Here is a 26771-nt window from a genome sequence, read left to right on the forward strand (position 1 = left end):
GGCTCGTGGCAGGGCACCTGCATCGCGCCAGACGCGATCCGGCCGGCATGGGCGGGTATAGCACAATGGTAGTGCAGCAGCCTTCCAAGCTGAATACGCGGGTTCGATTCCCGCTACCCGCTCCAGCCCGCCCCCTCGATCCGGCACATTTACCCCGATTGTGCAGTGCACTATGGTCAGGTGCGATTCGGGGGAATCAATCACATGGTCGACGCAGAGAAGTTCGTCCTGTCCTATGTCTGGCTGCTGGCGCTTGTGGCCGGTGGCGTGCTGGCGGCAGGGTTGATGTGGCGCGCGCGGGCGAAAACGGCGCGGCGCGAGCGACGACGGACGCGCAACATTGCGCGGCAGCGCACTTGGGATTGGCTGATGATGCGGCGCAATGTGAAGCGCCTGACTCATCACAGCGGCGGCGATCAACCCTGACGCAATCGGCAGGGGGTGGTGGAAGGGACTGGATTCGAACCAGTGTACGCTCACGCGGGCAGATTTACAGTCTGCTGCCTTTAACCACTCGGCCACCCTTCCATGCGGCACGCCGAAGCGAGTGCGCGCCAATGCCGAAGCGCGGCGGCGCTGTCAACGCCTTGCGCACGCGGGTTGTGACGCCTAGCGTAATTTCGTGAGCCAGAGGCCAAGACGCGGGCAGCGCCCCCAATCCGGATCGAACAGCAACCGCCCCCGTTTCTGGGGCCGCCACGCCGTGACCGCGGCGCTGGCCAATCCCGAACGCCGCGTGCGCAAGGTCTGGGGGACGCGGGAGGCGCTCGCCGCGCTCGACCTGCCGCCCGTCCTGCCGATCACCTATGCCGATGTCGCGGATCTGGCGCGGATGGTGCCGTCGGACGCGCCGCATCAGGGCATCGTGATCGAAGTCGATCCGCTCGAGGAAATCTGGCTGGGCGACCTGCTGGAGCAGGGTGCGAACGATCGCCGCCCGCTGCTGGTGCTCGACCACGTCACCGACCCGCACAATGTCGGCGCGATCCTGCGCTCGGCTGCGGCGTTCGATGCGCTCGGCATCGTGACTCAGGACCGGCACGCGCCGCCCGAATCGGGATCGCTGGCACGCGCCGCATCCGGAGCGCTGGAACTGGTCCCATGGGTGCGCGTGGTCAACCTTGCCCGCGCGCTGGACGAGATTGGCGAAGCCGGTTTCTGGCGCATCGGCCTTGCCGGCGAGGCGAGCGGCACGCTGGCCGAGGTGATGGGCGATACCCGCCCTGCGCTGGTGCTGGGCGCCGAGGGCGAAGGCATGCGGCACAATACTGCGGCGCATTGCGACGAGCTTGCCCGGCTGCCCATCTCGCCCCGGGTCGAGAGTCTCAACGTGTCCAACGCAGCCGCCATCGCGCTATACGCAGCTATCTCGCGCTGACCCGTCCGGTCGGCGTGCAACGGGGGGAGTAACGCCATGTTCGACCGGTTCAGAGGGTTTGCCCTTGCCATCATCGCGCCAGTGCTGCTGGTCGGCTGCGCGTTCAGTCCGGGCAAGTTCACGTCGACGCTGACCATCCTCGCCGACCGCAGCTTCACCTTCAGCTATCAGGGTGAGGTCATCGCCGTCGACATTGCGGGCCAGATGGCCAAGGGCATGGGTGACGCGTTCAAGGGCATGGGCGAGGACGACGAAGACGCGGCGGACGGGAAGCGCAAGAAGACCGCAGCCAGCCTGATCCGCGCTGGCTGGCAGGACGACGACGCGGCGATCGACGGTGACGATGCCGATGATGCCGCCGAGCGCGAAGCCAAGTTCAAGGCAATCGCCGAAGCCCTGACCAAGGAAGCCGGCTATCGATCGGTCACGTACAAGGGCGACGGCGTATTCGTCGTCGACTATCAGATCAGCGGCAAGCTGACCCATAACTTCCTGTGGCCCTATAATCTCGACGCGGAAGTCATCTTCCCCTTCGTCGTGATGGAATTGCGCGGGGCCGACATGGTGCGGGTGAAAGCGCCTGCATTCGGCGACAGCGAATCTCCGGGCAAGGGCAAGTCGGACGATGCCCGCAGCAAGCTCGACGGCACCTTCACCCTCGTCACCGACGGCGAACTGGTCAGCCAGAATAATGAGGACGGCGCCAAGCTCGACGGGACCCGCCGCACGGTGACGTGGAAGGCGAGCCCGCTGACCAAGGATGCGCCGATGGCCGTGGTGAAGGTCGCGCCGCGGCCCTGAGCGGCCGTTGCGGCGCCCGGCCGGTGCAGCCGCGCTGCACCGGCCTGCGCGATCAGTCCTCGGCCGCGATACGGACCTTCAGCCCGTCGAGCGCGCTGGTGAACTGCACCTGGCAGGACAGGCGCGAATAGGCGTTGCGATCGGACGAGCTGTCGAGCAGGTCGTTTTCGTCCTCGCTCATCGGCGGCAGTTTGTCCGCAAATTCCGGGTCGACATGGATGTGGCAGGTCGCGCACGAGCAGCAGCCGCCGCACAGGGCGAGCAGTTCGTCGAACCCATTGTCCCGGATCACTTCCATGACGCTCAGGCCCACCTCACCTTCGACTTCGCGTTCTTCTCCTGCGCGCGTGACGACGATAAGCTTGGCCATGATCTTCTCCTCCGTATTCCGCGCCCATGCCGGGGAACGGCGCAGCTTTCAAGGATTCGCAACATGGGGCTGACTGCCGAACAGCTGCGCGAGTCGCTGGATGCAATTGCAGCGCGCGAGCCGCTGATGGCCGCAGCCGTCGCGCGCGTCGGCTATCCCGAGCCGCGCATCCGCGCGCCGGGCTATGAAACCCTGTTGCGCACGATCGTCGGGCAACAGGTCAGCGTCGCGGCAGCGGCGTCGATCTGGGCCAAGCTGGCGGCAGGAATCGGCGACCTGACCCGGCCCGACATCGTTGCAGCCGCGCCCGACGACGCGCTCCGCGCCGCCGGCCTGTCGCGGCAAAAGGCGAGCTATGCCAAGAGCCTCGCCGAAGAAGTGGCGAGCGGGCGGCTCGACCTTGCGGCGTTGCCCGCCGATGATGAGGACGCGATTGCGCAGCTGGTGCGGGTCAAGGGAATCGGGCGCTGGTCGGCGGAAATCTACCTGTTGTTCGCCGAGGGCCGCCGCGACATCTGGCCCGCCGGCGATCTGGCGGTGCAGATCGAGGTCGGACGGATCATGGGCCATGCCGAACGCCCGTCGGAAAAACAGACCCGCGCGATCGCCGAAGCCTGGCGCCCGCACCGGGGTGCCGCCGCGATTCTCGCCTGGCACCATTACAAGGCCGATATGGCGGCGATCTAGGCGAGCTTGCCGCCCTCGACGTGCAGAACGCGGGGGCAGCGCGACAGCGTTTCGATGCGGTGCGCGACGATCAGGATCGCCGGGCGCGGCTCCAGCGCGGCGAGCCGGTCGAGCACCGCCGCCTCGCTCGCTGGATCGAGTGCAGCGGTGGCTTCGTCGAGAACCAGCAGGCGCGGACGGCGCAGAATCGCGCGCGCAATCGCCAGCCGCTGGCGTTCGCCGCCGGACAACAGCGCGCCGCGCTCACCGATGATCGTATCGAGCCCGCGGGGCATGGCGGCGACACGCTCGGCCGCACCAGCAATGCTCAGCGCCTCCATCAGCATCGCGTCATCGATGGTCGCATCGCCCCAGTCGAGATTGCGCCGCACCGTGTCGTGGAAGAGAAACGCGTCCTGCGGCACATAGCCGATCGCCTGCCCCCACCCGCCTGCCGCCAACCGCACTCCACCGACGGTGACGCGCCCGGACTGCGGAACCAGCAGGCCCGAAATCAGGTCGATCAGCGTCGTCTTGCCCCCGCCGGACGGCCCGGCAATGCCGACCAGCTCGCCCGGTTCGATCTGCAGCGATGCGTCGAGCAGCCCGGCGCCCGACGGGTGGGCATAGCTGACGCGATCCAGAACGACCGGACCGGGCGGCAGTGGCACGGCAGCCCCGCGCGCGATCCCGGCCCCGCCCAGATCGGCCAGCGCCGACCGCACCGCGCCATAGCTGGCGCCGAGATGGAGAAGCTGCTGCGACGCCTGCTGCAACTGCATCGCCAGCGGCGCCATGCGCGAAAAGATCAGCGCAAGCACGACCAACACGGTCGGCGGTACCTGCGCCAATACGCCACCCGCAAGCACCGCGGCGGCGGCAAAGGCGGTGCCGATCCCGAACCAGGTTCGCGCGGTCGATTGCGCGACGATGAAACCGCGTTGCTCGAGCGCCGCCGCGCGCTGGGCGGAATCGAATTCGCGGGCAAAGCCGCTGCTTGCGTCCTGTGCAGCTGACGCCTTGAGCCCGGCGAGGAACGATGTCGAGCTGCCCATCAATGCCCGATTCTTGTCGACCATGCGCGCGCCGAGTGCGGCGCTATTGCCGCTATGGCGGTTGACCAGCAGCGCCAGCAGGCCAAGTCCGCCAAGCGCCGCGAGCGCGAATAGCGGCGCGAGGGTGAGGGCGACGCCGAGCTGGATCACGATCATCGCGCCGGCCACGAGCGACTGTGCCATGAAATGCGCGGCGACCCCGATGCGGCCGATATCGGCGGTCAGCAGGCTGGTGATCCGCGCATGCTCCACCCCGGCCAGGCGTTCCCAGGGTGCCGCCGCCAGCGCGTTGACGACCTTGCTGCGCAGATCGAGCGTGTAGCCGGTCTGGACATCGAACAGTGCCAGGTCGCGGCGCCGCAACACCAATGCCCGCAGGATCATCACCAACACGAATGCACTGACCAGCACCACCAGCCGCGTGCGCGAATCGCTGCCCAGCCATTCGACCACCCACGCCATTCCGTCACCGGGGGCAACGATCAGTCCGATCAGCGGCACCAGCAGCGCGAGCCCGAGCCCCTCCAGCACTGCTCCCGCCGCCACCCATGCGACGGCGCCGGCGCCCCGGCGACCGGCCTGGCGGACCAGACTGGCAGCAAAAGCGACCGCCTGGGCGGTGGCGGACGCGGCGGTGGGCGGGGAGGCGGCGTTCATGCACGTGCTTGTGCCGCGCTTTGCACAAAGGGCAACCGACTTTGCGCGTGACGGGGTGGAATCGCGCGCGCTGCTGCGCCATGAGGGAGATCAGCGAAGGAGACCCGTACCGATGAAGACCCGCGCCGCCGTTGCATTCGAGGCCAAGAAGCCGCTCGAGATCGTCGAGCTGGACCTGGAGGGCCCCAAGGCCGGTGAGGTGCTGGTCGAGATCATGGCGACCGGCATCTGCCATACCGACGCCTATACGCTCGACGGGTTCGACAGCGAGGGCATCTTCCCGAGCGTGCTGGGCCATGAGGGCGCGGGGATCGTGCGCGAGGTCGGCGCGGGCGTGACCAGTGTCAAGCCGGGCGACCATGTCATCCCGCTCTACACCCCCGAATGCCGCCAGTGTAAGTCGTGCCTCAGCGGCAAGACCAATTTGTGCACCGCGATCCGCGCAACCCAGGGCAAGGGGCTGATGCCCGACGGCACCACGCGCTTCTCCTACAAGGGCCAGCCAATCTATCATTATATGGGCTGCTCGACCTTCTCGAACTTCACCGTCCTGCCCGAGATCGCGGTCGCCAAGATCCGCGAGGACGCACCGTTCCAGACCAGCTGCTATATCGGCTGCGGCGTCACCACCGGGGTCGGCGCGGTGATCAACACCGCCAAGGTGCAGGTCGGCGACAATGTCGTCGTATTCGGCCTTGGCGGCATCGGCCTCAACGTCATTCAGGGCGCGCGGCTCGCCGGGGCGAACCAGATCATCGGCGTCGACATCAACCCCGACCGCGAGGAATGGGGCCGCAAGTTCGGCATGACCGACTTCCTCAATTCGCGCGGCATGAGCCGTGAGGATGTCGTGGCGCGGATCGTGGCGATGACCGATGGCGGTGCGGATTACACCTTCGACGCGACCGGAAACACCGAAGTCATGCGGATCGCGCTCGAGGCATGCCACCGCGGCTGGGGCACCAGCATCATCATCGGCGTGGCCGAAGCCGGCAAGGAAATCGCCACCCGCCCGTTCCAGCTAGTCACCGGCCGCAACTGGCGCGGTACTGCGTTCGGCGGGGCCAAGGGCCGCACCGACGTGCCGAAGATCGTCGAGATGTACATGACCGGCAAGATCGAGATCGACCCGATGATCACCCATGTCATGGGGCTGGAAGAGATCAATACTGCGTTCGACCTGATGCATGCGGGGCAGAGCATCCGCAGCGTCGTCGTGTTCTGAAATCATAACAGGGGAGAGGAAACCATGTTCAGCCACATCATGCTCGGCGCGAACGACGTCGAAGCGTCCAAGGCATTTTATGACGCGACGCTGGGCGCGCTCGGTGCCCGCGCCGGGAGCGTCGATCCGAAGGGCCGCGCCTTCTACATGCACAATGGCGGCATCTTCATGCTGACCAAGCCGCTGGACGGGCAGCCCGCGTGCCACGCCAATGGCGGCACGGTCGGCTTTGCCGCCACCAGCCCGGAGATGGTCGATGCGTGGCATGCCGCCGGCCTCGCCCATGGCGGTACCGCGATCGAGGATCCGCCCGGAATCCGCGAGAACGCCTTCGGCGCGCTCTACCTCGCCTATCTGCGCGATCCGGCGGGGAACAAGGTCTGCGCGATGTATCGCGTGCCCAAGGAAGGCTGACGGCGCATGGGGATGGAGACGGTTTCGACCAACCGGGCGCACGGCGGTACACAGGGTGTCTATCGCCATGACTCGACCGCGACCGGGACGCCGATGACCTTTTCGGTCTTCATCCCCGACCATGCGCCGGGCGCACGCCTGCCGGTGTTGTGGTACCTTTCGGGCCTCACCTGCACCCACGCCAATGTGACCGAAAAGGGCGAGTACCGGGCCGCCTGCGCCGAGCATGGCATCATCTTCATCGCCCCCGACACCTCACCACGCGGCGATGCCGTGCCGGATGATGAAGCCTATGATTTCGGCAAGGGCGCGGGATTTTACGTCGATGCCACGCAAGCGCCCTGGGCGACCCATTACCGGATGCGGTCCTATATCGAGGATGAGCTGCCCGGGCTGATTCTGCGCGAATTTCCAATGGCAGACCTTGGCCGACAGGGCATTACCGGGCACTCGATGGGCGGGCACGGCGCCCTGACCATCGCGCTGCGCAATCCGGACCGCTTCCGTTCGGTCAGCGCATTCGCGCCGATCGCGTCGCCCCTCTCCTGTCCGTGGGGCGAAAAGGCGCTGAATGGGTATCTGGGCGCGGACGACCGCACCGCATGGCGCTCCTATGATGCCTGCGCGCTGATCGCGGACGGCGCCCGGTTGCCCGAACTGCTGGTCGACCAGGGCGACGCCGACACATTCCTCGACAATCAGCTCAAGCCCGCGCTGCTCGACGCCGCGTGTCGTGCGGCCGGCATTCCCCTCACCCTGCGGATGCAGCCTGGCTATGATCACAGCTATTATTTCATCTCGACCTTCATGCCCGACCATGTCGACTGGCACGCCGAACGGCTGAAGGCGTGACGCAGCGCTTCGACGCGGTCGTCATCGGGGCGGGCCATAACGGCCTGACCTGCGCCTTCTACCTTGCCCGCGCCGGTCTAAAGGTCTGCATCGTCGAACGCCGCGACATCGTCGGCGGCGCAGCGGTGACCGAAGAGTTCCACCCGGGCTTCCGCAATTCCACCGCCAGCTACACCGTCAGCCTGCTTCAGCCGCGGGTCATCGCCGACATGAAGCTGGTCGAGCGCGGCTATCGCGTGATCGAACGGCCGATCTCGAACTTCTTCCCGCTCGACGGCGATTATCTCAAGCTCGGTGGCGGTGTCGATCGGACGCGGGCGGAGTTTGCGCGCTTTTCAGCCCGCGATGCCGCCGCGCTCGACGGCTATGAGGCCGCGCTCGAGCGGGTCGCAAACCTGTTGCGCAACATGGCGCTGAAGGCACCGCCCAATGCCGGGGGTGGAATCGCCGCCCTGCTCGCAGCGGCGGCGCAGGGGCGAGCGGTCGCGTCGCTGCCGATCGAGGCGCAGCGCGATGCCCTCGCTCTGTTCGTCCAGTCCGCGCGCGAATTTCTCGACGGGTGGTTCGAAAATGACCACGTCAAGGCGGCCTTCGCGTTCGACTCGGTGGTCGGCAACTATGCCGGACCGTCGGCGCCGGGCTCGGCCTATGTCCTGCTGCACCACGTCTTCGGCGAGGTGAATGGCAAGAAGGGCGCATGGGGCCATCCGGTCGGCGGGATGGGCAGCATTACCCGGATGATGGGCGAGGCCGCCGCTCAGGCTGGCGTCGTGATCCGGCTGGAGTCCCCGGTCGAACGGGTACTCGTCGATGGCGGCCGCGCCGTCGGGGTCAAGCTGACCAGCGGCGAAGAGATTGCAGCGAAGACGGTCGTCGCCAATGTCGGCCCCGCCCTGCTGTTCCGCCAGATGGTCGATCCGAGCGACCTGCCGGAGGATTTCCGGCGACGCATCGCCGAGTTCAAAACCGGGTCGGGCAGCTTCCGGATGAACGTCGCGCTGTCACAACTGCCCGATTTCTCGGTGCTGCCCGGCACCGATGCCGAGCATCACCGCAGCGGCATCATCATCGCGCCGACGATGGACTATATGGACAAGGCGCATGAGGACGCGGTCCGTTACGGCTGGTCCAATGCGCCGGTGGTCGAAATGACCATCCCCTCGACCGTCGACGACAGCCTTGCACCGGCGGGATGCCACGTCGCCAGCCTGTTCTGCCAGCACTTCGCTCCGGTCCTGCCGCATGGGCGCAGCTGGGACGACGAGCGCGAAGCCGCTGCCGACGACATTATCGATACGGTCACGCAGCACGCCCCCAATTTCCGTGACTCGATCATCGCGCGCCAGATTCACGCGCCCACCGATCTGGAACGCAAATTCGGTCTGATCGACGGCGACATCTTCCATGGCCGCATGTCGCTCGACCAGCTCTGGGCCGCCCGCCCGGTACTCGGCCATGGCGATTATCGCGCGCCGGTTGCCGGCCTGTATCTCTGTGGTGCGGGCAGCCATCCGGGCGGCGGCGTCACCGGAGCGCCGGGCCACAATGCAGCGCGGGAGATTCTGAAGGACCGCAGCCTGTTCGGGCGGTTGCTCCGCCGCTGACGCGCCAGATCAGTCGAATACAGCCTCGTAGCGGACCGCGCCGGTACGCGGCTCCTGGCTGCGGGGGACGAGGAACAGGCACATCGGGCCGAATTCGGGATGCGACACCCAATAGGGTCCCTGCGCCAGTCGCGCACCCGCCGGACCGCGAAAGAACATCGAATAGGGCATGCGCCAGGCCGGCGAGGTCATGCGCGGCCAGGCGGCCTTGACCTCTTCCAGGATCAGCTGCTGCTGGACACCGCCGTCGTCCACGGTGAAGCCGTCGCCGATTGCCGCGCAGGCATCGCGCGAGCTTGGCAGCGATAGCGAAGGACGCAGCCCCGACATCAGCGACGTGCTCCGGGCAACGCAGGGCAAAGAAAGGGGACGCAGGCGATCACCCGAGAACTCCGTTAATGGTGAAGGCCCGGACTCACCCCTCCGGACAGCACGGAAGATATCGTGATCGGGTGCGAACCGGCAATGCGGGGATTTTGCGGATCGCGCGGTTAACCACGCGCCGGTGCGGCAGGCCGCGCGCCCCTTCCGCTTGCCCGCACGGCTTCCTAATTGTTCGCGATGACCGATGCCACGCTGCTGCCCGATCGCGCACTGATTCGCCTGTCCGGCGACGATGTCCGCGGCTTCCTTCAGGGACTGGTGACCCAGGATGTACAGCATCTTCAGACAGACGCGCCGCTTTGGGCCGGGCTGCTGACGCCACAGGGCAAGGCGCTGTTCGACTTCATCCTGTGGGCGGACGAAGCGGACATTCTGATCGACTGCGAGGCGGCGCAGCGCGACGCGCTCATTCGGCGGCTGTCGCTGTATCGGCTGCGGCGACCCATCACGATCGCTCCGGTGGACGGCTATGTCCATTGGGCACCGGCGGAAGGGCGCGGCGTCCCCGATCCGCGGCTCGCCGCGCTCGGCTGGCGGTGGCTGTCAGACGCGGCGGCCGCACCGGCGATCGACTGGACGGCGCATCGCCTGCGTCTCGGCGTCACCGAGGGGGTCGGGGAACTGGGGCAGGACAAGACGCTCTGGCTCGAATGCAACGCCGCCGAACTCAATGGCGTCAGCTTTACCAAGGGCTGCTATGTCGGCCAGGAGAATACCGCGCGGATGAACTGGCGCGCGAAGGTGAACCGGCGACTGGTGGTTGCGCCGCTGGGTGAAGCGGGCGAGCGCACCCGCGCCGTCTATCCCGAGCTCGACCTGATGGTCGAACACCGCCGGATCGATGCCTTGGGCGACGCCCTGATACCCGACTGGCTGGCCGCCGCGCTCGCCTCAGATCCCTGACCATTCGAGGCCGCCGGGGAGCGGCGCGCCGGCATAGTCCAGTTGAAGCACACGCCGTCGGCGTGGGATGACGGCTGCCTCGGATGCGTGAAGGATCGGTGTGGCATAGGCCCAGATATCACCCGCGCGTGCGGTACAGCGATGGACCCCGCACTGCGCGACCACCGATCCGATCCGATCCTCGCGAATCACGCCCATGCGATGCGAGCCCGGCGCGATCAACAACGGCGCGTTGTCGCGGGGAACGTCGTCGAGGTGAACGCGCAGCGTCACCATCCGCGCCAGTACCGCGAACGGCGGCGCGACATGGACCAGGCCGCTCTTGACCGTCCATGGACCGAACCCGGCCACGTCGACGCGCGCGCGGACATTGATCGTGCGGTCCTGATGCCATGCCAGCGACCAGTTGGTGGTGGCGGTCTTGTCGAACAGGATGGCGCGGACGGGGAGCACGCGCCTTCCCGCAACACGCTGCGCGCACTGCCCGATCGCGCTCGCCGCTCCGGTCAAGTCGGCAAGTGCCGGGATCGCATGCAGCCGCAAACCGGGGCGGTCAGTGGGGAGTGCGGCCAGCGCATGCTGGAGTGGATTGAGGATCGCGATAGCGGCGCCCGCGATGCGCTCGGCGCCGTGATCGGCGAAGCGCATCGGATCCTCCGGCGGCGGCGATTCGGTGCCCATCGGGCCTGGCGAGTCGTGCATTCACGAAACAGACCAGCCAGCTCGGTGCAAAGCAAGGCGTCCTGATGTCGCGACGCCAGCGCAAAGAAAAAGGGAGGCCGGTTTCCCGACCTCCCCAAATCTTGTCGATCCACAGAGTGGACCGCGCGGCTTACATGCCCGAACCCGGACCGTAAGTGATTTCCACGCGGCGGTTCTGCAGTTCGCGCACGCCGTCGGCGGTGTCGACGCGCGGACGGCTTTCACCGAACGCTTCCGTGCTGATCACGCCATCGGCAATGCCACGGCCCGACAGGTACGAACGGACCGACTCTGCACGACGCTGCGAGAGGCCGACGTTGTAGCTGGCTGCGCCCGAACGGTCAGCGTGACCGGCGAGCATGACCTGCGCGTTGCCGCAGCTCTGGTATGCCGAGATGGCGTTATCCAGGATGCCCGCTGCTTCCGGCGTGATGTCCGACTTGTCCCACTCGAAGAAGACAATGTAAGGCCCCGGGGTGCACGTCGCCACCGGCGGCGGCGGCGGAGGCGGCGGGGGAGGCGGCGGAGGCGGAGGCGGCGGCGGCGGCGGCGGAGGCGGCGGCGGAGCAGCCGGCTCACCGAAGTTGAAGGTCACGCCACCGAGCAGGCTGTGCGAACGGAAGCGACCGTCGAAGGTGCGACCGGTCACATCGACCAGGCGGACATTGTCCGCGTTGAAGAAGCGATACTTCAGCGACACGTCGATGTTGTCGCTGACCGGCTGGCGGAGACCCGCAATTGCCTGCCATGCGAAAACGGTGTCGGAGTCGTCGAGGAACGCGCCGCGGGTGGTGAGCGCATAGTCAGCCTTGACGCGCGCCACGCCCGCACCGCCGCCGACGAAGCCCTGCAGGCCATCGTCTTCACCGAAGTCGAGCATACCGTTGATCATGAAGCTGAGCGCCGAGGTGGTGCCACCAGCATAATCGAACCGGCCGCCAGCGATGTTCGCGAGAGCGCCGCTTGCGTTGTAGTACGGGGTCGAGACCGACGAACGATACGCATCAACCGACGCACGACGATAGCTGACTTCAGCTTCGGCACGGAAGCCGCCGAAATCGTAACCGATCGTGCCGCCGACGTCCCAGCCAGCTTCGCTATCGACGGTCGCGGCGGTTGCCACGGTGCCGATGTCATAATCGATGTCTTCGACGATCATCGCGCCGCCTTCGACGCCCACATACCACGCGTCGTCGCGTGCGAGGGCGGGCGTGGTGAGCGCGGTCGAAGCAAGTGCCAATGTTACGGCAAGCTTCCGCATCTTAATCCCCTTTCTTAGGTTGCCACTTCGGACAGCGCTAACCTCCTAACCTCTGGAAAGTTTCCGCGCAAGCGAACAAAATCCGGGGACTGTTGCCGGAACGTCACAGTTCGGTGGCAGCGATAAGCCCGTGCGCCCGCATTGCATCGAGGATCGCGACGATCGCGCTGCGTGCCTCGGAATCGGTCACGGTGCCACCCGTCGGCGCGGCGATCGCGGCGCCCCGATCGCCCAAGACCTGCACCCCGCCAATGTCGATCCGCGCGGCGGCGATCACCCCCGTCTGCCATGCGCCCGCGTGATAGCGCGCCGTCACCCCAAGGCTTTCCACCCACACGCACAGACCCGGGCGCGGCACTGCGAAGCGCCAGCCGCCATCGGTCCAGGTCGCGACCGCGCCGGGGTGATCTGCCCATGCGCCCGACGGTGCCGGACCGACGACCCATGCCGCGCCCGGAACCGGATCGGCCGGCGGCGTCTCGATCCCGATCGCGACCACGGCAGGGTGCAGCAGCGAATCGATCTGCGTGAGTGCCTCATTGTGGAACATCTCCTTTTGCGATTGCCCTGCATGCAGCAGGGGCAGCGCGAATCGGGCGGTCTCGGTCATGGCGTTACTCCATCGGGTCCAGGGTCAGGGTGGCGGGCGGTGACAGGCCCCGGTCGCCCGCCTGCCGCACTTCGAGTCGCGCCGCGCCGCGTCCTTCCAGAAACCAGTGCGGCGCCGTGCTGATCGCCTCGAAGCTGGCACCGGCAGGATCGGTCACGCGGATCTGATAGCGTTCCGCGCTCTCGCCCAACGGGGCGTCGGTGCCATCGAGCCAGTCCCAGCCCGCGCGGCTGCGTCGCGTCCAGTGCACCCATCGCCCGCCGTCGCCCGGCCGTACCGTCAGCGCTACCGGCGCGAGCGGCGCAGCCAGCCGCCCGGTGAGCGTCACGTCCGCCTCGACCGGCTCGGCATCGCCGACTCCGGTCGCCATGACCGTGAGCCGTGTTCCCGCGCCGCCGACCACCGGCACCAACGCGACTCCCGCCGGCTCGATCAGGACGAACCGATCGCCGGCCACCACGCTTCCGATCCGGTCCTCTGTCCCGCGCCGTCCGCGCCACAAATGTGTGAGCAACCACCGGCCCGCCCCCAGCGGCTCGGCGCGCGCGAACTGGATCAGCTCGTCGCCGATCATCGCCAGGTTGGCACCGCTATCCAGCGCGGCCGACGTCGCATCGTTCAGCGTGCCGGGGTCGGTGTCGAGATCGACCACCAGCTGCGACCTGCGATCCTCGATCAGTGCGCTCGCGGCGGCCGGGGGCACATGAACCCGCCCGATCACCGCCGGCGCCGCCGTCGTGCCGACCGGCTCCCAGCGCGCACCCGCGTCGCTGCTGACGGCGAGTGCGGCGCTGCGCCACCCCGCTGTCGATCCACCTGCGGCAATCGCGATTCGCGCGCGATCGCCGGACGGTTCGGAAATGTCGGGCAGCTCGAACACCGACAGGATCGTCGCACCGCGTCGCCGGTCGGGCGCCGGATGTACCCTGCCGGGGCTCGCCGGACGCGGGGCGGCTGGCCCCGCAATCGGGATCAGGGTCAGCGCGACCCCGTCGACGTCCAGCGTCGTCTCCGCAACGCGCCACAGCCCCGCCTCTCCCGCGACGGTGACCCGGCTGCCCGGCGCGATCGCCAGCCCCGTCCAGCCGGGTCGCAGGCTGCGCCGCGTCCGCCCGGCGGCAGCCCGCAGCAGCTCATCGGCAGCGATCGCCTTGGCGTCCGACGCGGGCAGCGCTGCGGGCAGGGCAATGCGCCGCTCGCCCGCCGCCCCGCTCGGCGACGTCGCGACCTGAACCCCCAGCTGATAATCGCGCGCGGGATCGTAATGGCTGATGGCAACGCGCTGCGGCACGCGGTCGGCGGCGTCGATCGTGCGCGCCGCACCCGCACCGGCATCCGGGTCGGCGACCGCCGTGGCGGCGCCAACGCCGCCAACCAGCCGCAGCCGTCCCGCCGCGATCGCGGGCCAGCAACCCGCCGCATCGATCAGCGGCGCCACCGCCCCGCGCAGGGTTTCGCCATAGGCCGAATAGCCGCCGATCGGGCGCGTCGCGTCCCCGGCACCGATCGCGCCTCCGCTCACCGCCTCGACAATCTGTCCGGCGGGGACCGGGCCGGCATCGGCGATCACCTCGAACGACAACGACGGGATCCGGTTGCCGAACGCCTCAAGCTCGAGCCCCTCGAACACGGCATAGGCGATGCCGCGATGCGCGGGCGTCAGCGCGAGCCCCTCGGCCGATGCGATCAATGGATCGGGCGGCTGATCGTCGCCGCCCAGGTGCAGGCGGAACCCGGTACGCTCCTTCCAGTCCCCCGCGGCACCGCGCAACAGCTTGCCATCCGCCCAGATGCGACCGATCGCGTGGATCGGACGCGCCGACAGCGCGACCGCGAACGATGCCGAGTAGCTGTAGCGCGTCACCGTCGGCTGTCCCTTGCCGCCATCGCGATGGCGCTGCTCGACCAGATCGCTCGCCCAGATCACCGTCCCGGCAACCCGCAAGGTGCCGAACAGCTTCGGCACCGGCGTACCATAGCTCGATGTCTGGACGCTCAATTCGGTCAGGCGCGGCCCCTCGCGGCCCTTGGGCTTGAACAGCAGCTCGCGGTCGATCACCTGCCCGGCCAGCGCGCCGATCAGCGATCCGACCGGCCCGAACAGGCCGCCGACCGTGGAAAGCACCAGCGTCGCCATCTCAATCCTCCCTTTGACGCCAGCGCGCCAGCGCGGGCCAGGGTGGATCCCCCGGCCGCTCGACCACCCGGCGCAGCGCCGCATCGGCGTGGATCACGCCCGCTTCGCTCGTCACGGCAAAATGCAGCTGCCCCGCCCCGGCATCGAACAGCACCAGATCGCCGGGCCGCGCATCGGTGACGCGCAGCAACCCCGTGCGGTCGACCGCATCGATCACCGCTGCCGGTCGCCCGCCGCGCAGCGCATAGCTGCGCGGCACGCCGACACCGAATGCCAGCCCGGCAAGCCCGACACAGTCGACGCCCAGTTCAACGCACCGACCATGCACCCGGAATCGCGACCCGATCGCGCCGCGCGCGCGCTCCAGCGGAGTCATTCGCCCGGATACCGCGTCAACAGGTCGATCCCGGGCAAATAGGGCTCGCCACGGAAATTCGCGGCGTTGCCGAACCGCCCGGCACAGGTCGCGATCGACTTGTCGCAGCCCTCGCGGATCTCCAGCATCGCGCCGGTCGCAGGAAAGCGCGGCGGCTGCCACAGCCGCACCGCGTTACCGGCCGAACGCGCCACCGCATCGCTCAGCCCGCTATTGCTCCCGGTCAGCCAGCATATGCGCCCGCCACCCCATCCGTCGGGCACCGGTTCGACCGTATCCAGGGTCAGGGTCGCACTTTCAGCTGCCACGACCCGCACGATTTGCCGTCGCGCCGCCATCGCCACGCGGCACCGTTTGTCGCCCAGCTCGGCGCGGCATTCGGGCGACGTCACCTCGACCGCCGGTGCATCCAGTGCTGCGGCCACCCCGCGCAGCTCTGCGCTCAACATGCCATCCCGCGTCTCGACCGCGCCGATCGTTCCATTGGCCAGCATGATCGGCTCTCGCGGTGCGGTCCAGTCGACCGCAAGCAGCGCGATCCGCGCGCCATCCCATCGCCCGGCGAGCAGATCGGCCTCGCTGATCGCCGCTCCGGTCAGCGCGCCGGTCACGTCCATGCTGTCGGCATCCAGCCCCGCCCCGCGCCGGATCGCCGACGGCGTCATCCCCGGCGCGGCGCGATAGTGGAACCCATCCACCGCCAGATCGCGGTCATGCGCGGTCAGCCCGATCGCCACCCCATCCCGCCGCTCGATCCGCCAGCAATAGGCGATCGTGGCGAGGGGCTCGTTCAGCCAGTGCGCCGTCATGCCTCACGCACCTCGACCAGGGGCACGCTCGGTGCCGCCCCCGCCATGAACGTCGCCCGGTTCACGCTCAGCGAGTCCTCGGCAAAGCGCACCGGCACATCGAACCGGAACCCCGCCGTCACCACCGCGCCATCGCCGGGCGGTTCGTCGAGCACGACCACGCCGCCTGCATCCACCGCAAATGCAGCCGTCTCGACTCCATCGACGGCCACGCGCACGCTCCCCGCCACCGGCCGGGTGATCCGCCGCGCGACATCGCCATAGGTCTTCACCAGCGCGAATGCCTGCCGCGCGCCATCGCCCTCGCCCAACAGCTGGTCCGTCGCTTCCGGTGCTCCGTCATCGTTCGAGCAATTGTCGAACGGATCGCGCAGCCGGAACGCGCGCGCCGGCCCCATCCGCGCCCGGAAAAAGTTCAGCAGCGCCCGGATATCAGCCTCGCTCCGCACCCCCGGCCCGACATCGTACCGCGTTCGCGCCTGCGCCCAGGCGGCGTTGCGCGCTTCATGCCCGCCCGCGCTCGTCAGGATCGCGGTCGACACCTCCGGCGCCGCCTCCGCCTCTCGCCCCAGCGCGATCGGGAACAGCACATCGTCGAACGCCTGCATCTCATCCTCCTGATCGAATGTGACAAAGCCGTCGCGGATCACCTGCGGCAGCGCCCAGATGAACGTTGCCGCGACGCCCCGCCGCCGCGCTGCATCCGCCGCCGCGGCGATCCCGCGCCACTGCTGCGCGTCCTCCGGGTTCAGCACGAACCCCGCGAAATAATGCTGCTTCTCAACCGGATAGCCCAGCCGCGCCTCCGCCAGCGCCACGCCGCGCGCGCTCGCCACCGCGTTGCCCGCCGCTGCCCAGTCATAATCCTCCAGCTGCAGCACATCGAACGCCGGGTACGCCCAACCGACCGGCAAGTTCGCCCGCATCGCTTCGGGCGCCACGCGATCCAGCACCGTCGGCAGATAGGCGAGCAGCAACAGCTCCGCCTCCGGAGCCGCGTCGCGTACCGCCGTTCCCAGCGCAGCGGTCGAAGCGGCCAGCAGCACCCCCGCCGCGTCCAGCACATCGGTGTCCGGATCGCCCCGCACATTCTGCTCCGCCGGATCGCCCAGCGCCGCCCGCGCCGCATCGTCATGGATGCACAGCCGACCATCGGCCATCACCCACCACCATGGCTCGCCGACCTGAAACTTGACCGCCAGCCCCGCGTCCAGCGCGATCCCGACAAACGCCGTCGCCACCGCCTGCAGATAGCCCATCGCCCCGGCATGCGCGGGCGACAGCAGCGTCGAGGGCGGTTCCCACCCGGTCAGCGCGGGGGATCCATCCGCCGCCCGCTGCTTCCAGTCGCCCCAGCAATGCGCGTCGAACAGCTCATAGGACAGCGACCAGATCACGCCGAACCCGAGCGCTTTCGCCCGCGCCGCAAAATCGGCATGCCACGCGGCACACGGCACATTCAGCGCCCCGCCGCTCAGGCTCGCATAATAGCCCCCTGACGCGGCCTCGAGCCGGAAATAATGGCTCATCCCGACATAATGGACGATGTCCCCGCGATACCCCAGCTGCAGCGCATTGCGCAACAGCCGCGCCGGGGTGATGTGATAGCTGTCGTCATAGCCCGAACAGATCGACAGCCCATGTTCGGGCACCACCACATCGCCGATCGCCAGCACCGCCCCCGGCCCCGCGACCGCGATCTCCGACAGCTCGACCCACCCCGCGGCCGGCACCGCCAGCGCCGCGTCCGCACCGCTATAGCCGGGCGGGACCAGGCTCACGAACATCCGGTCGACATCGCCCGCCCACACCGGATCGGCTTCATCCGGCAGCACGAACCCGCCCGCAACGCTGGCAAGGTCGAGGCTGACGACGCAATCCTCCGGCGTCCCCTCGGCATAGTTCCACAGTCGCACATACCAGGCGCGCGGAACCCCCGCCGCATCGCGCCCCTCGATCGTCAGCACCGGGCCATTGACCGCATCCAGCGGCATCACGCCTTCGGACCGCCAGCGAAAGCGCAACCGGCACCCGCGATAGTCGCGGCTCGTCTCATAGCCGAGCAGCGGGTGGTCATGCCGATCCACGCTCTCCCAGATCAGCCCCGCCAGATCGTCCTGCCGGTAAAACACCGCATCGACGCGCAAGGCATCCGGCGCGGTCGTCACCACGCTCGCCATCATCGGCCGCGGAAAATTGACGGTCCAGTAGGCCGGATCAAAGCGCGAGATTACCCCCGCCGCCTGCACCGTCCGCGCGGACGCCAGCCAATATGCCATATCCTTAGCCCCTCCCCTTCAGGGGAGGGGTTGGGGTGGGGCCGCGAAGTCTCACCGAGACCAACGCCCGCCACCCGCAACCCCTCACTCAACCCCCGCCAGCGCCGCCTTGACCGCTCGCGCCACCTGCCGCCCCGATTGCCGCAGCGCTCCGGCAGCCTCGCCGCCGCCCGGCGCGTTGATCGTGATTGCCACCCGCACCTCGCGCCCGCCGCCCTGCAGCGGCACCTCGACCCGCCCGCTGCTCGTCGGCACGAACAGCTCGGGCCCGCGCTCGCCGACGATATAGCCCCGCCCCGGCGCGACCGGTCCGCCCGTCGCGCGTCCGGGCAGGCCGAACAGGCTGCCGATCGCCGCGCCAAGTCCGCCACCACCGCCGCCACCACCGAACAGCGACGACAGTCCCGCGCGTACCGCTTCGGCCGCAATCTCGCTCAGGATCTGCGACGCCACCCGCTGCAGATCCTCGAACCCCAGTTTCCCCGTCCGCGCCGCCCGCAACAGCGCCTGCTCGACCCCGCGTCCGGCGCGGTCCGCCCCGGCCTGTAACGGCCCGTCGATCGCGGCACGCATTTCCGCCACATCGCGGGCAAAGCCCCGCGTGTCGGCGCGCACGCGCACCATCATCTCGTCCAGATCCTCACCCATCGGGAAACGCCTCCATCAGCTGTGCGATCGTGTCGCGATCGGGCGGCACGACGTTGTCGCCAGCCACCGCCCGCACCAGTGCCGCCAGCTCGGCCGGGGTCGCAGTCCAGAACAGCTCCGGCGCCCAGCCGAACGCCACCCCCGCCTGCCCGGCGAGCAGCGCGGCGCGCTCCGCGAACCTCATCGCCCGGCCAGGATCTGCCCGATCAGCACGCGCAGCGCCGGTGTCGCGGCGGCAAGTCCCCCCGCCGCGACCCCGTCGGCGAACGCCTCCCGGGTCAGCCCCTCGGGCCGCTCCTTCAGACAATGCCAGAACAGGGCGACCATCTCGCCCAGCGCCAGCCGCCCCTCGGCGGCACGTTCGACCAGCGCGAACAGCGGCCCCACTTCCTGCTCCGCCGCCACCAGCGCGGAAAAAGAGGGCCGCAGCACCAGCGCGACCCCCGCAACCCGCAGCATCGCCTCGCCCCGCGCCGGATTGGCACTCACGCCGACACCACCGGCCCGGAGCTCTCCAGGTTCAGCGTGTAGGACCGCTCCCCATTGAAATCCCCGGCATAGTCCAGTCGCGTGACCAGGAACCGCCCGGTCATCGTCTCGCCGCTCTCGAAGCTCAGCCGATAATCGTCGATCACCCCGCTCAGCGCATTGCCCCGGATCCGCGTTTCCGCCGCCGAGCCGGTAAACACCCCGGCCGCCGACACGCTCACCGATCGCACGCCGGCACCCGACAGCAGTTCGCGCCACGCGCCTGAATCCTTCGACGTGATCGCCACCGCCTCGCCATTCACGCTCAGCTGCGTCGTGCGCAGCCCCGCCACCGTCGCATAGGCGACCGGCGCGCCGCCATCGCCCACCTTCAACAGGAACGCGCTTCCCTTCTCCACCGCCATCACTGATCTCCCTCACTCGCCCGATTTCAGCATCCGCAACCGCCACTCGCTCGTCGCGCTCCAGCGTCCCTCGCCCTTGCGCTCGATCCGCCCGCGCAGCAGCACTCGGCTGGCGAGTTGCCACCCGCCCCCCATCGCGCGCGGCAGCCCTGTCATCGCCAGCTCGACCTCACCGGCCAGCCGCCGCAGCCGCGCCGGGCTCTCCCCGGCATCGTGCAGGCTCACCACGACCCGCGCCTCGCGCCCGGCCCTGTCCTTGGTGCCCCAGTCGCTCAGCAGCGCCTCGCCGATCACCGCATGCGGAGTCGCCGCGCGCACCGGCGGCGCATCGAATATTCCCGCCAGCTCCTCGGCGAGCGGGACATGCGCGTTCAGCGCCGCCTGGATCGCCTCGGCCAGCACCGCCGCCGCGCTCATCGCACCGCTCCTGCGCCCAACCGCATCACCCGCCACGGGCGCCACAGCGCCGTCACCGCTGCCGGCGGCGCGCCATCGCCATCCATGCGCAAATGTGCCGCCAGCCGCAAAATCCCGTGCCGCACCGGCTCGGGCACCGCGTTCCAGTCGCCAGCGCTGCCCGCGGTGTAGGTCACTGCGATGCGCCCGACGCCAGCGGCGCAGCGCACCCAGCCCCGCCCTGCCGCATCGATATCGATGCCATGGGTTTCCGGCGCCAGCGCGACGGTGCTGCCATCGGCTGTCACCGCCTGCACCGCCGTCACCGCCCGCACCGGCACGACGCTCAGCGCCTGCCACTCTGCGCGCGCCGCCAGCGTCTCGCGCAGCGTCCGTTCGAGCAGCGGCGCGCCGATGAACCGCTCGCACAGCTCGCTCGCAACGCGCAGCTGCGCGGCCAGCGCGGCATCGTCATCGACCCCGTCGATCCGCAGGAACGCGCGCAGCTCGGCCAGCGCCACCGGGGCCGCCACCGGCGGCACGATCGTCTCGACCATCACCGCCGCTCCACCCGGACGTCCAGCGAACGCGCGTCGCGCCGCCCGTCGCTCCACGTCACCTGGTTAGTCAGCCGATACACCATGCCTGGATGCCCGCCCTCGACGGTTGCAGCACAGCGCGATCCGCTCACCGCCTCCGCCACCACGGTCAGCCCGCCATCCTGCGCCGGCGCGACCGTCCAGCTGCTCGCGTTCAGCCCGGCTGCACCGGCAATCGCGGCCCAGTCGATCGCATAATCCAGCGCAGCCGCCGGATCCTTCAGGAAGATGCCCATCTCTCGCCCCCTCTTCAAAAAAATGAAGGGGCGGTCCGACAGGACCACCCCTCCACATTCCCCCCGGCCGGCGAAGCGTTCAGCTTGCCCGCGCCTCCGGCGGCACCGCCCGCGCGCGATAGTCCGGCTGGCGATCGCCAGCCGCCGCGCGGGCCGGGCGGGCCCGTGCGGGGTTCAGCGGTGCGCGACCCTGCGCCACCGCCTCGTCATCCGCGATGCCGGCACGCGCCACGCGCCGGTCGGATGCGGCCACCGCAGTGACGGCGCGCGGGGCCATCCACGCGGCATGCCCCCGCGCCGCTCGGCGCCCCGGCCCGGCGATCGGCCCGCCGGCAATCGCCCGTGCGCCGATCGCCGCGCGCATCAGCTCACCACCGCACGGTCGGTGACCCGGCGCCAGTCGGTCCCGTCGGAAAACACCGGTACCGCGCCACCGCTTTCATTGGTGCAGAACGCCATCGCGCCCGCGCCCACCGTCGCTGCATTCGGCAGTCCGGTGACGCTGTGGCTCGGCAATTTGGGCGGCTTGGCGAAATAGGCGACGTTGATCGTCGGATCGAACTCGACGAACAGGTTGCTGGCATTGCCGACCGAGCGATAGCTCTTCTCGATCTTCAGCTTGTCGCCATCGCTATTGTCATAGCCGATGGTAAAGCTGCCGCCGCCGCCATTGTTGGTAAAGCCCAGCAATGCATCGGACCCCGTGCCGTTGAGCACCTGCAGATCCAGCATCGCGCTGCCATTGGTGTTGTACACCACCTGCGTCAGCTTGCCGGTGACCGATCCTTGCGTGAACTGCGCGTTGAAATCGCCACCCGTGATCGTCGGGATATAGACGCGGATCGCCGTCCCGTTCGCCACCCCGCTGGTCAGGTTGAGGACAAAGCCGGCATTGTCGCCCGACGGCGTCGGCTGGGTCGGCGTCACCAGGTACAATGCCCCCCCGCCCAGGTGATGATTGTCGAACTGGTTGCGATAGGGCAGCGGCAGATAGGAAGTGCCCGCCGCATTCTGCTGCTGCGCGACCGCGCGATTGTTGGTGCCGAACAACAGCCACGGATGCGGCTTGCCGGTGCCATTGTCCTTCAGCTCGACCTCGTTGCCGACCGCCCCCAGTCGGATATTGATGCGGTCGTCGCCCATGCCGCTGGTAAAGCGGTAATTGTTCGCGCGCATCGTATAGTCTGCGCCGGCCCCGTCCCAGTCGCTGACCAGGTGCGGCACCGTCCCCGAAAACAGCCGATACTCGTTGTTCGGGTCGCTCGCCGGGAACATCGAGCTGTGAAACTCGACGATGAACGGATCGCTCGGCGCGCCCTGCGCGAACTTGCTCTCGATCCGATAGGATGCCGACGGCATCTCGGTATTCAGCGGGGCAAAGGCGTTGGTCTGGTTGAACCCCAGCGACAGGACGGTGTTGTAGTAACTGGGCTGGCTGGTCGGGCCGTTGGTCGCCAGCGATCCGTTCTGGATCAGGCGCAGATTGACCGCGTCATTGCCGCCCTGGCTGTTGGTCATGCCCGACACCGGCGCCTGCTGGTCGATCAGCAGCTGGCTGAAGATGCCGCTCTCCAGCACGGGCGGATCGAGCACCACCCCGTCGACATTCGCCATCGCGTTGAGGAAATCGCTCACCGTGCCCGTCGCATTGCCGGGCATCGCCTGCCACGCCGCGAACACGTCATGCGCCTGCACCGTCTCGTAGAATTCGGCGGCAACGGTCAGCGATACGGTCTTGGTCCCCGCCGGCAGATCGACGGCGCTGGTCCCGTCCGACGAGATGATCGGCTCCCGCACGATCGTCCCGCTGGTAAAGGTGCCGATGCCGACCTCGAACACGCTCGCATCCGCGGGCGCGCCGTCGATGGCATAGTAGAACCGGTCGCCTTCGCTCAGTACCGATGCAAAGCTGCGCGATCCGGTCACCGCGCCGCCCGGCGTGATCGCGCCGGTTCCGGTCGTCGTGGTCGTTTCCTCGACCAGGTCTGCGTAAATCAAATCAGCCATTTATGTGCTCCTGCGGAAGAATGTCGGAACTGGCCGGGGCGCCCGCTTCGCCCCGGCCCGACGGTATCAGGGGTGCAACGAACCGCAGAATCGCGATGGTGTCCAAGCTGAAAACCGCGTTTCGTCGCGCCGCATCAGGATGCGGCGAACTTGATCAGCTTGATCGCCTCGCTATTGGTCACCGCGCCGCCGACGCGCTTGGTGGCATAGAAGTGCACGAACGGCTTGTTGCTGTACGGATCGCGCAGGATCTGCGTCTCGCCGCGCTCGGCGATCAGATAGCCGGCCTTGAAATTGCCGAACGCGATCGACAGCGAATTGGCGGCGATGTCGGGCATGTCCTCGGCCTCGACTACCGGATAGCCCAGCAGCGTGGCCGGCTGTCCGGCGCTCAGCGACGGCTGCCACAGCAACGCGCCATCGCTCGTCTTGAACTTGCGGATGCGCGCCAGCGTCGCCGAATTCATGGCAAACACCGCCCCCTGCCGATAGGGCGGCCGCAGCGCCTGGACGAGGTCGATCAGCACCTCCTCCGGATTGGCCGCGAACGCGCCCGCCGCGCCCGAAAGGACATGCTGCAACGTCCCGAACGCGCGGACGTCATCGCCGGTCGCCGCCGTGGCATAGGTCAGGAACCCCTTGGGCTTGTTGGTCCCGTTGCCGTTGACGAACGCCGCCCCCTCGGCCCGCGCAAATTCGCGCGCAATCTCGTCGGCCAGCCACGCTTCGACATCGAACGCGCCGTCGTCGAGCATCGCCTGGCTCGCCGCCGGATTGGCGAACAGATCGCCCATCGGCGGCGCGATCTCGTTGAACACCGGCGTATCGGTCTCGTCGCGCGCCGCCGTCTCGCTTGCCCAGCCGGATTCGGTCCCGCCCGATGCGACCAGCTTGCGATACCCCGCGCTGCCCACCGTCACGACATTGGCGATGGCGCGGATCGGCGACATGCTCGCCAGCGTCGCATCGACCAGGGCGTCGATCTCGCGCGGCACGGCATAGCCGCCCTCGGCCCCGCTCGCCCCCGACAGCGCCTTCATCTCCAGCGCGCCGCTCCCGGAGCGCAAAAACCCCTCGAACGCCGCACCGGTCACGGACCGCGCCCCACTCAACATCGGCCGCGCCACCGGCACCCCAGCCGCTTCCACCGCCCCGAACGACTGTTCGAGGACATCCGCCTTCGTTTCCATAGTTTTCTCCATGCCAAGAAAATCCTCCCCGGCACGGGGAGGGGGACCATCGCAACGCGATGGTGGAGGGGGCCCGCGTCCGGCGAACCCCATCGTCTCAGAAAATCATCAAACAGAGCGTCCGACGCGCCGCCACGCGGGCCCATCCGCGATCCTGTATCGTTAGGACCGCAACGCACCGCCTGTCCGGGAATTCCAAATGTCCAAACGATCGAACAAAAGCTGGATGAGCGCCGGGTTCGACGCCTGGTCACTCGGCTGGGAATCCGCCGCCGTCATGGGGCTGCGCGCGACCAAGATCGCCCAGGGCGGTCCCGAAGCGCAGCGCGAAGCCGAACGCATGGTCTCCGAAAAATTGACCGCAGCGTACGAGCTGCAACTGGCGATGATGACCGGCGCACTCGGCATGAACCCGGCCACCACCACCCGCAAGGCGCTCGCCCACTATCGCCGCAAGGTCCGCGCCAACGCCCGCCGCCTCAGCTAATCGGCAGCCCCCACCGCATGCACCCGCGCATGGGTCTGCATCGGCCGCGCGACCAGGCTCACCTCGCACAGCTCGAGCTGCTCGATCTCGCGCCACCGCCCCTGCCGCGCCTTGACCGTGCGATACCCAAAGCTGAGGCCAGTTACCGCACCCTGCGCCACCAACGCCGCCAATTCGGGCGCATCGATCCGGCCCGTCACCCGCAACCCGCGCGCATCCTCGCCAATCGCCTCGATCACGCCCACCGGTCGCCCACGATGCTGCCACAGCAACGGCACCCGCCGCACCCGTTCCCCGAAGGCCCCCGCACGGATCACATCCCCACCCCGGTCCGGCACATCGAACACCGCGGCATAACCGGCGAAGCGTATAGCCCTGCCCCGGACTCGATCCGGGGTCACTTCCCCACGCCCCAGAACCCAAGCTTCACCGCCAGCCCCACGACCAGCAGCGCGAGCAGCATCCGCACGACCCATCCCGCCACCGCCTTCACCGCCGACCGCTTCGCATCGCGCCACGCCTCCAACAGCTCACGCAGCTCGCCCATGTCCTTGCCGGCATGCGGATCGTCGAGCCCCAGCCGCGCCAGCGCCCGGCTCGCGCCCAGCTCGCCCGCCTCCTCCGCCACCGCACGCAGCGTCGCCATGTCAGCCCCCTCGGCGGACCCCTGCGCGATCAGCTGCGCCAACAGCTTGCCGTCAACCGGCGCGCTCATGCGCCGATCCCCAGCATCGCGCGCTTCTCTTCGGTGGTCAGGAACTCCGCCGCGCTCACGCTGCGCCACAGCCGCTCGCGGTCCTCGGCCATCGCCGGCACCTTGTCGATCGCGACCCACAGCCGCGCGTCGGGAAACCATGGCGCCAGCCCCTGTGCCAGCTCGGTCAGGATCTTGTCCGCCAGCGGCAGGATCGTCATCCGCCACACCGCCTTGTTCGCCTCGCGATAATTCGCATAGCTATTGTCGCCGGGCAGGCCGATCAGCATCGGCGGCACCCCGAATGCCAGCGCGATCTCGCGCGCCGCCGCCGCCTTCAGCCCGACAAAGTCCATGTCCGCCGGGGTCAGGCTCATCGCCTGCCACTTCAGCCCGCCCTCGAGCAGCATCGGTCGCCCGGCATTGGCCGCGCCAGCAAAGCCTGCCTCCATCTCCCCCTTCAACCGCTCGAACTGCGTAGGGCTAAGCGCACTCCCGTCCCCCGGCTCGTACACCAGTGCCCCCGAAGGGCGCGCCGCATTGTCGAGCAGCGCCTTGTTCCACCGCGTCGCCGCATTGTGGATCGCGATCGCCCCCGACGCCGCGCCCAGGCAGCCCAGCCCATAATGATCGTCGACCGGGTGGAACGCCTTCAAATGCACGACCTGCGGCCGCCCCGCCGCATCCTCCGCCGCGATCATGGTCACGCTGCCCCCGACGCGGTAGCGATAGCCGACCGGCCATCCCCCGGCATCGGTCTCTACGCTCACCCGCTCGGGCCGCAGCGCGAACAGCTCCGCGACGCCCCCCGCGCTTGTCCCCAGCAACTGCACATAGGCATTGCCGTGCAACAGCAGCTGCGCCGCCAGCGTCGCGCCCAATTCCTGCCCCTGCGAACGCGCGGTCACCAGCTTCAGCAGCGCGGCATCGCTTGCCTCAACCGGAGCCCCCGCCACCCCCTCGGCCACGATCTTCACCGCCCGCTGCGCCACCGGATTGGCGGCATAGCCCGCCCGGACCTGCGCCTCGTAACTCTGCGGCCACTCGCCCAGCACCGCGCCCGCGCCCTGCCCACGCGCCAACACCGGACGCGAAGCATCGCGCCCGGACTTCCGCCCGAACCATTTCATAATTGATC

General features: G+C 68.6%; 33 protein-coding genes and 2 tRNA genes. 11 read left to right on the plus strand and 24 right to left on the minus strand.

The genetic code is table 11. The features are described from left to right. The first annotated feature begins 51 nt into the window (after window positions 1–51). Window positions 52–125: transfer RNA gene (locus J2Y54_RS08165), tRNA-Gly, on the plus strand. A gap of 79 nt (window positions 126–204) precedes the next feature. Continuing rightward, on the plus strand, window positions 205–426 hold the full coding sequence (locus tag J2Y54_RS08170; protein WP_310038553.1) for a hypothetical protein: 222 nt from the start codon (window positions 205–207) through the stop codon (window positions 424–426). A 16-nt stretch (window positions 427–442) separates the two neighbouring features. Here J2Y54_RS08170 and J2Y54_RS08175 read toward each other — a convergent pair. Further along, window positions 443–528: transfer RNA gene (locus J2Y54_RS08175), tRNA-Tyr, on the minus strand. A 94-nt stretch (window positions 529–622) separates the two neighbouring features. Here J2Y54_RS08175 and rlmB point away from each other — a divergent pair. Together rlmB and J2Y54_RS08185 are read left to right on the plus strand one after the other, a co-directional pair. Continuing rightward, a complete protein-coding gene (rlmB, locus tag J2Y54_RS08180; protein WP_310038555.1) occupies window positions 623–1378 on the plus strand; it encodes a 23S rRNA (guanosine(2251)-2'-O)-methyltransferase RlmB in 756 nt (251 codons plus the stop codon). A gap of 36 nt (window positions 1379–1414) precedes the next feature. Then, the gene (locus J2Y54_RS08185; protein WP_310038556.1) at window positions 1415–2179 is read left to right on the plus strand and encodes a hypothetical protein; all 765 of its coding nucleotides are present in this window, start codon (window positions 1415–1417) and stop codon (window positions 2177–2179) included. 52 nt (window positions 2180–2231) lie between these two features. Here J2Y54_RS08185 and J2Y54_RS08190 read toward each other — a convergent pair whose 3' ends face one another. Further along, on the minus strand, window positions 2232–2549 hold the full coding sequence (locus tag J2Y54_RS08190) for a 2Fe-2S iron-sulfur cluster-binding protein (RefSeq protein WP_310038559.1): 318 nt from the start codon (window positions 2547–2549) through the stop codon (window positions 2232–2234). A 63-nt stretch (window positions 2550–2612) separates the two neighbouring features. Here J2Y54_RS08190 and J2Y54_RS08195 point away from each other — a divergent pair, with 63 nt between their 5' ends. Beyond that, window positions 2613–3236: a DNA-3-methyladenine glycosylase 2 family protein gene (locus J2Y54_RS08195; RefSeq protein ID WP_310038560.1), complete on the plus strand. Its 624-nt coding sequence runs from the start codon at window positions 2613–2615 to the stop codon at window positions 3234–3236. Here the strand turns inward: J2Y54_RS08195 and J2Y54_RS08200 are convergent. Continuing rightward, window positions 3233–4927 carry an ABC transporter ATP-binding protein gene (locus tag J2Y54_RS08200; protein WP_310038561.1) on the minus strand — a complete coding sequence of 565 codons (1695 nt, stop codon included), beginning with the start codon at window positions 4925–4927 and terminating at the stop codon, window positions 3233–3235. The two genes, J2Y54_RS08195 and J2Y54_RS08200, sit on opposite strands and share 4 nt — an antisense overlap. Before the next feature lie 112 nt (window positions 4928–5039). Here J2Y54_RS08200 and J2Y54_RS08205 point away from each other — a divergent pair, with 112 nt between their 5' ends. From J2Y54_RS08205 to J2Y54_RS08220, 4 genes are read left to right on the plus strand one after another with little or no spacing between them, the layout of a single operon-like run. Next, window positions 5040–6152: an S-(hydroxymethyl)glutathione dehydrogenase/class III alcohol dehydrogenase gene (locus tag J2Y54_RS08205; RefSeq protein WP_310038563.1), complete on the plus strand. Its 1113-nt coding sequence runs from the start codon at window positions 5040–5042 to the stop codon at window positions 6150–6152. 24 nt (window positions 6153–6176) lie between these two features. Then, window positions 6177–6566: a VOC family protein gene (locus J2Y54_RS08210; RefSeq protein ID WP_310038567.1), complete on the plus strand. Its 390-nt coding sequence runs from the start codon at window positions 6177–6179 to the stop codon at window positions 6564–6566. A gap of 6 nt (window positions 6567–6572) precedes the next feature. Then, window positions 6573–7418 carry an S-formylglutathione hydrolase gene (gene fghA / locus J2Y54_RS08215; protein ID WP_310038570.1) on the plus strand — a complete coding sequence of 282 codons (846 nt, stop codon included), beginning with the start codon at window positions 6573–6575 and terminating at the stop codon, window positions 7416–7418. Further along, window positions 7415–9022 (plus strand): NAD(P)/FAD-dependent oxidoreductase, encoded by a 1608-nt coding sequence (locus tag J2Y54_RS08220; protein WP_310038573.1) that lies wholly within the window; start codon window positions 7415–7417, stop codon window positions 9020–9022. The genes fghA and J2Y54_RS08220 overlap by 4 nt, the downstream gene beginning before the upstream one ends. A 9-nt stretch (window positions 9023–9031) precedes the next feature. On the opposite strand, the gene J2Y54_RS08225 is transcribed toward J2Y54_RS08220, so the two are convergent. Then, window positions 9032–9352, minus strand: a complete 321-nt coding sequence (locus J2Y54_RS08225; protein ID WP_310038575.1) for a DUF6916 family protein — start codon at window positions 9350–9352, stop codon at window positions 9032–9034. A gap of 231 nt (window positions 9353–9583) precedes the next feature. Here J2Y54_RS08225 and J2Y54_RS08230 point away from each other — a divergent pair, with 231 nt between their 5' ends. After that, window positions 9584–10309: a folate-binding protein gene (locus tag J2Y54_RS08230; RefSeq protein WP_310038577.1), complete on the plus strand. Its 726-nt coding sequence runs from the start codon at window positions 9584–9586 to the stop codon at window positions 10307–10309. Here J2Y54_RS08230 and J2Y54_RS08235 read toward each other — a convergent pair. The 17 genes from J2Y54_RS08235 to J2Y54_RS08315 all read right to left on the minus strand — a co-directional run bounded on the left by J2Y54_RS08235 (window position 10298) and on the right by J2Y54_RS08315 (window position 24452). Further along, window positions 10298–11011: a phytanoyl-CoA dioxygenase family protein gene (locus J2Y54_RS08235; RefSeq protein ID WP_310038578.1), complete on the minus strand. Its 714-nt coding sequence runs from the start codon at window positions 11009–11011 to the stop codon at window positions 10298–10300. The two genes, J2Y54_RS08230 and J2Y54_RS08235, sit on opposite strands and share 12 nt — an antisense overlap. A gap of 130 nt (window positions 11012–11141) precedes the next feature. After that, the gene (locus J2Y54_RS08240) at window positions 11142–12272 is read right to left on the minus strand and encodes an OmpA family protein (RefSeq protein WP_310038579.1); all 1131 of its coding nucleotides are present in this window, start codon (window positions 12270–12272) and stop codon (window positions 11142–11144) included. A 103-nt stretch (window positions 12273–12375) separates the two neighbouring features. Beyond that, on the minus strand, window positions 12376–12882 hold the full coding sequence (locus J2Y54_RS08245) for a DUF2793 domain-containing protein (RefSeq protein WP_310038580.1): 507 nt from the start codon (window positions 12880–12882) through the stop codon (window positions 12376–12378). Between the two features lie 4 nt (window positions 12883–12886). Next, complete coding sequence (locus J2Y54_RS08250; protein ID WP_310038581.1) at window positions 12887–15019, minus strand: phage tail protein; 2133 nt, start codon at window positions 15017–15019, stop codon at window positions 12887–12889. A gap of 1 nt (window position 15020) precedes the next feature. Continuing rightward, complete coding sequence (locus tag J2Y54_RS08255) at window positions 15021–15395, minus strand: peptidoglycan endopeptidase (protein ID WP_310038583.1); 375 nt, start codon at window positions 15393–15395, stop codon at window positions 15021–15023. Beyond that, window positions 15392–16204 carry a DUF2163 domain-containing protein gene (locus J2Y54_RS08260; protein WP_310038586.1) on the minus strand — a complete coding sequence of 271 codons (813 nt, stop codon included), beginning with the start codon at window positions 16202–16204 and terminating at the stop codon, window positions 15392–15394. Before J2Y54_RS08260 ends, J2Y54_RS08255 begins: the two co-directional genes overlap by 4 nt. After that, a complete protein-coding gene (locus J2Y54_RS08265) occupies window positions 16201–18483 on the minus strand; it encodes a DUF2460 domain-containing protein (RefSeq protein WP_310038589.1) in 2283 nt (760 codons plus the stop codon). Before J2Y54_RS08265 ends, J2Y54_RS08260 begins: the two co-directional genes overlap by 4 nt. A gap of 84 nt (window positions 18484–18567) precedes the next feature. Further along, window positions 18568–19131, minus strand: a complete 564-nt coding sequence (locus J2Y54_RS08270) for a tail tape measure protein (protein ID WP_310038591.1) — start codon at window positions 19129–19131, stop codon at window positions 18568–18570. Then, the gene (locus J2Y54_RS08275; protein WP_310038592.1) at window positions 19124–19315 is read right to left on the minus strand and encodes a phage tail assembly chaperone; all 192 of its coding nucleotides are present in this window, start codon (window positions 19313–19315) and stop codon (window positions 19124–19126) included. The genes J2Y54_RS08270 and J2Y54_RS08275 overlap by 8 nt, the downstream gene beginning before the upstream one ends. Further along, window positions 19312–19590 (minus strand): GTA-gp10 family protein, encoded by a 279-nt coding sequence (locus J2Y54_RS08280; protein WP_310041245.1) that lies wholly within the window; start codon window positions 19588–19590, stop codon window positions 19312–19314. Before J2Y54_RS08280 ends, J2Y54_RS08275 begins: the two co-directional genes overlap by 4 nt. 26 nt (window positions 19591–19616) lie before the next feature. Beyond that, the gene (locus J2Y54_RS08285; RefSeq protein ID WP_066660359.1) at window positions 19617–20024 is read right to left on the minus strand and encodes a phage major tail protein, TP901-1 family; all 408 of its coding nucleotides are present in this window, start codon (window positions 20022–20024) and stop codon (window positions 19617–19619) included. Window positions 20025–20036: 12 nt separating this feature from the next. Then, window positions 20037–20441, minus strand: a complete 405-nt coding sequence (locus J2Y54_RS08290) for a DUF3168 domain-containing protein (protein WP_310038593.1) — start codon at window positions 20439–20441, stop codon at window positions 20037–20039. Beyond that, on the minus strand, window positions 20438–20977 hold the full coding sequence (locus tag J2Y54_RS08295) for a hypothetical protein (protein ID WP_310038594.1): 540 nt from the start codon (window positions 20975–20977) through the stop codon (window positions 20438–20440). Before J2Y54_RS08295 ends, J2Y54_RS08290 begins: the two co-directional genes overlap by 4 nt. After that, a complete protein-coding gene (locus tag J2Y54_RS08300; protein WP_310038595.1) occupies window positions 20977–21255 on the minus strand; it encodes a hypothetical protein in 279 nt (92 codons plus the stop codon). The genes J2Y54_RS08295 and J2Y54_RS08300 overlap by 1 nt, the downstream gene beginning before the upstream one ends. A gap of 79 nt (window positions 21256–21334) precedes the next feature. Then, window positions 21335–21619: a hypothetical protein gene (locus J2Y54_RS08305; protein WP_310038596.1), complete on the minus strand. Its 285-nt coding sequence runs from the start codon at window positions 21617–21619 to the stop codon at window positions 21335–21337. Next, window positions 21619–23262, minus strand: coding sequence for a hypothetical protein (locus J2Y54_RS08310; protein WP_310038597.1), 1644 nt, complete (start codon window positions 23260–23262; stop codon window positions 21619–21621). Before J2Y54_RS08310 ends, J2Y54_RS08305 begins: the two co-directional genes overlap by 1 nt. 134 nt (window positions 23263–23396) lie before the next feature. Then, on the minus strand, window positions 23397–24452 hold the full coding sequence (locus J2Y54_RS08315; protein WP_310038599.1) for a phage major capsid protein: 1056 nt from the start codon (window positions 24450–24452) through the stop codon (window positions 23397–23399). Between the two features lie 199 nt (window positions 24453–24651). On the opposite strand from J2Y54_RS08315, the gene J2Y54_RS08320 reads away from it, so the two are divergent. Further along, the gene (locus tag J2Y54_RS08320; protein WP_310038601.1) at window positions 24652–24939 is read left to right on the plus strand and encodes a hypothetical protein; all 288 of its coding nucleotides are present in this window, start codon (window positions 24652–24654) and stop codon (window positions 24937–24939) included. Here J2Y54_RS08320 and J2Y54_RS08325 read toward each other — a convergent pair. Genes J2Y54_RS08325 through J2Y54_RS08335 form a run of 3 tightly spaced genes read right to left on the minus strand, consistent with a single transcriptional unit; the run spans window position 24936 to window position 26763 of the window. Then, on the minus strand, window positions 24936–25340 hold the full coding sequence (locus J2Y54_RS08325) for an HK97 family phage prohead protease (RefSeq protein WP_310038603.1): 405 nt from the start codon (window positions 25338–25340) through the stop codon (window positions 24936–24938). The genes J2Y54_RS08320 and J2Y54_RS08325 overlap by 4 nt on opposite strands. Further along, window positions 25337–25654: a DUF6127 family protein gene (locus J2Y54_RS08330; protein ID WP_310038604.1), complete on the minus strand. Its 318-nt coding sequence runs from the start codon at window positions 25652–25654 to the stop codon at window positions 25337–25339. The genes J2Y54_RS08325 and J2Y54_RS08330 overlap by 4 nt, the downstream gene beginning before the upstream one ends. Continuing rightward, the gene (locus J2Y54_RS08335) at window positions 25651–26763 is read right to left on the minus strand and encodes a phage portal protein (protein ID WP_310038607.1); all 1113 of its coding nucleotides are present in this window, start codon (window positions 26761–26763) and stop codon (window positions 25651–25653) included. Before J2Y54_RS08335 ends, J2Y54_RS08330 begins: the two co-directional genes overlap by 4 nt. Window positions 26764–26771: the final 8 nt, after the last annotated feature.

The organism is Sphingomonas sp. BE123, from assembly GCF_031456015.1.
GTDB lineage: Bacteria > Pseudomonadota > Alphaproteobacteria > Sphingomonadales > Sphingomonadaceae > Sphingomonas.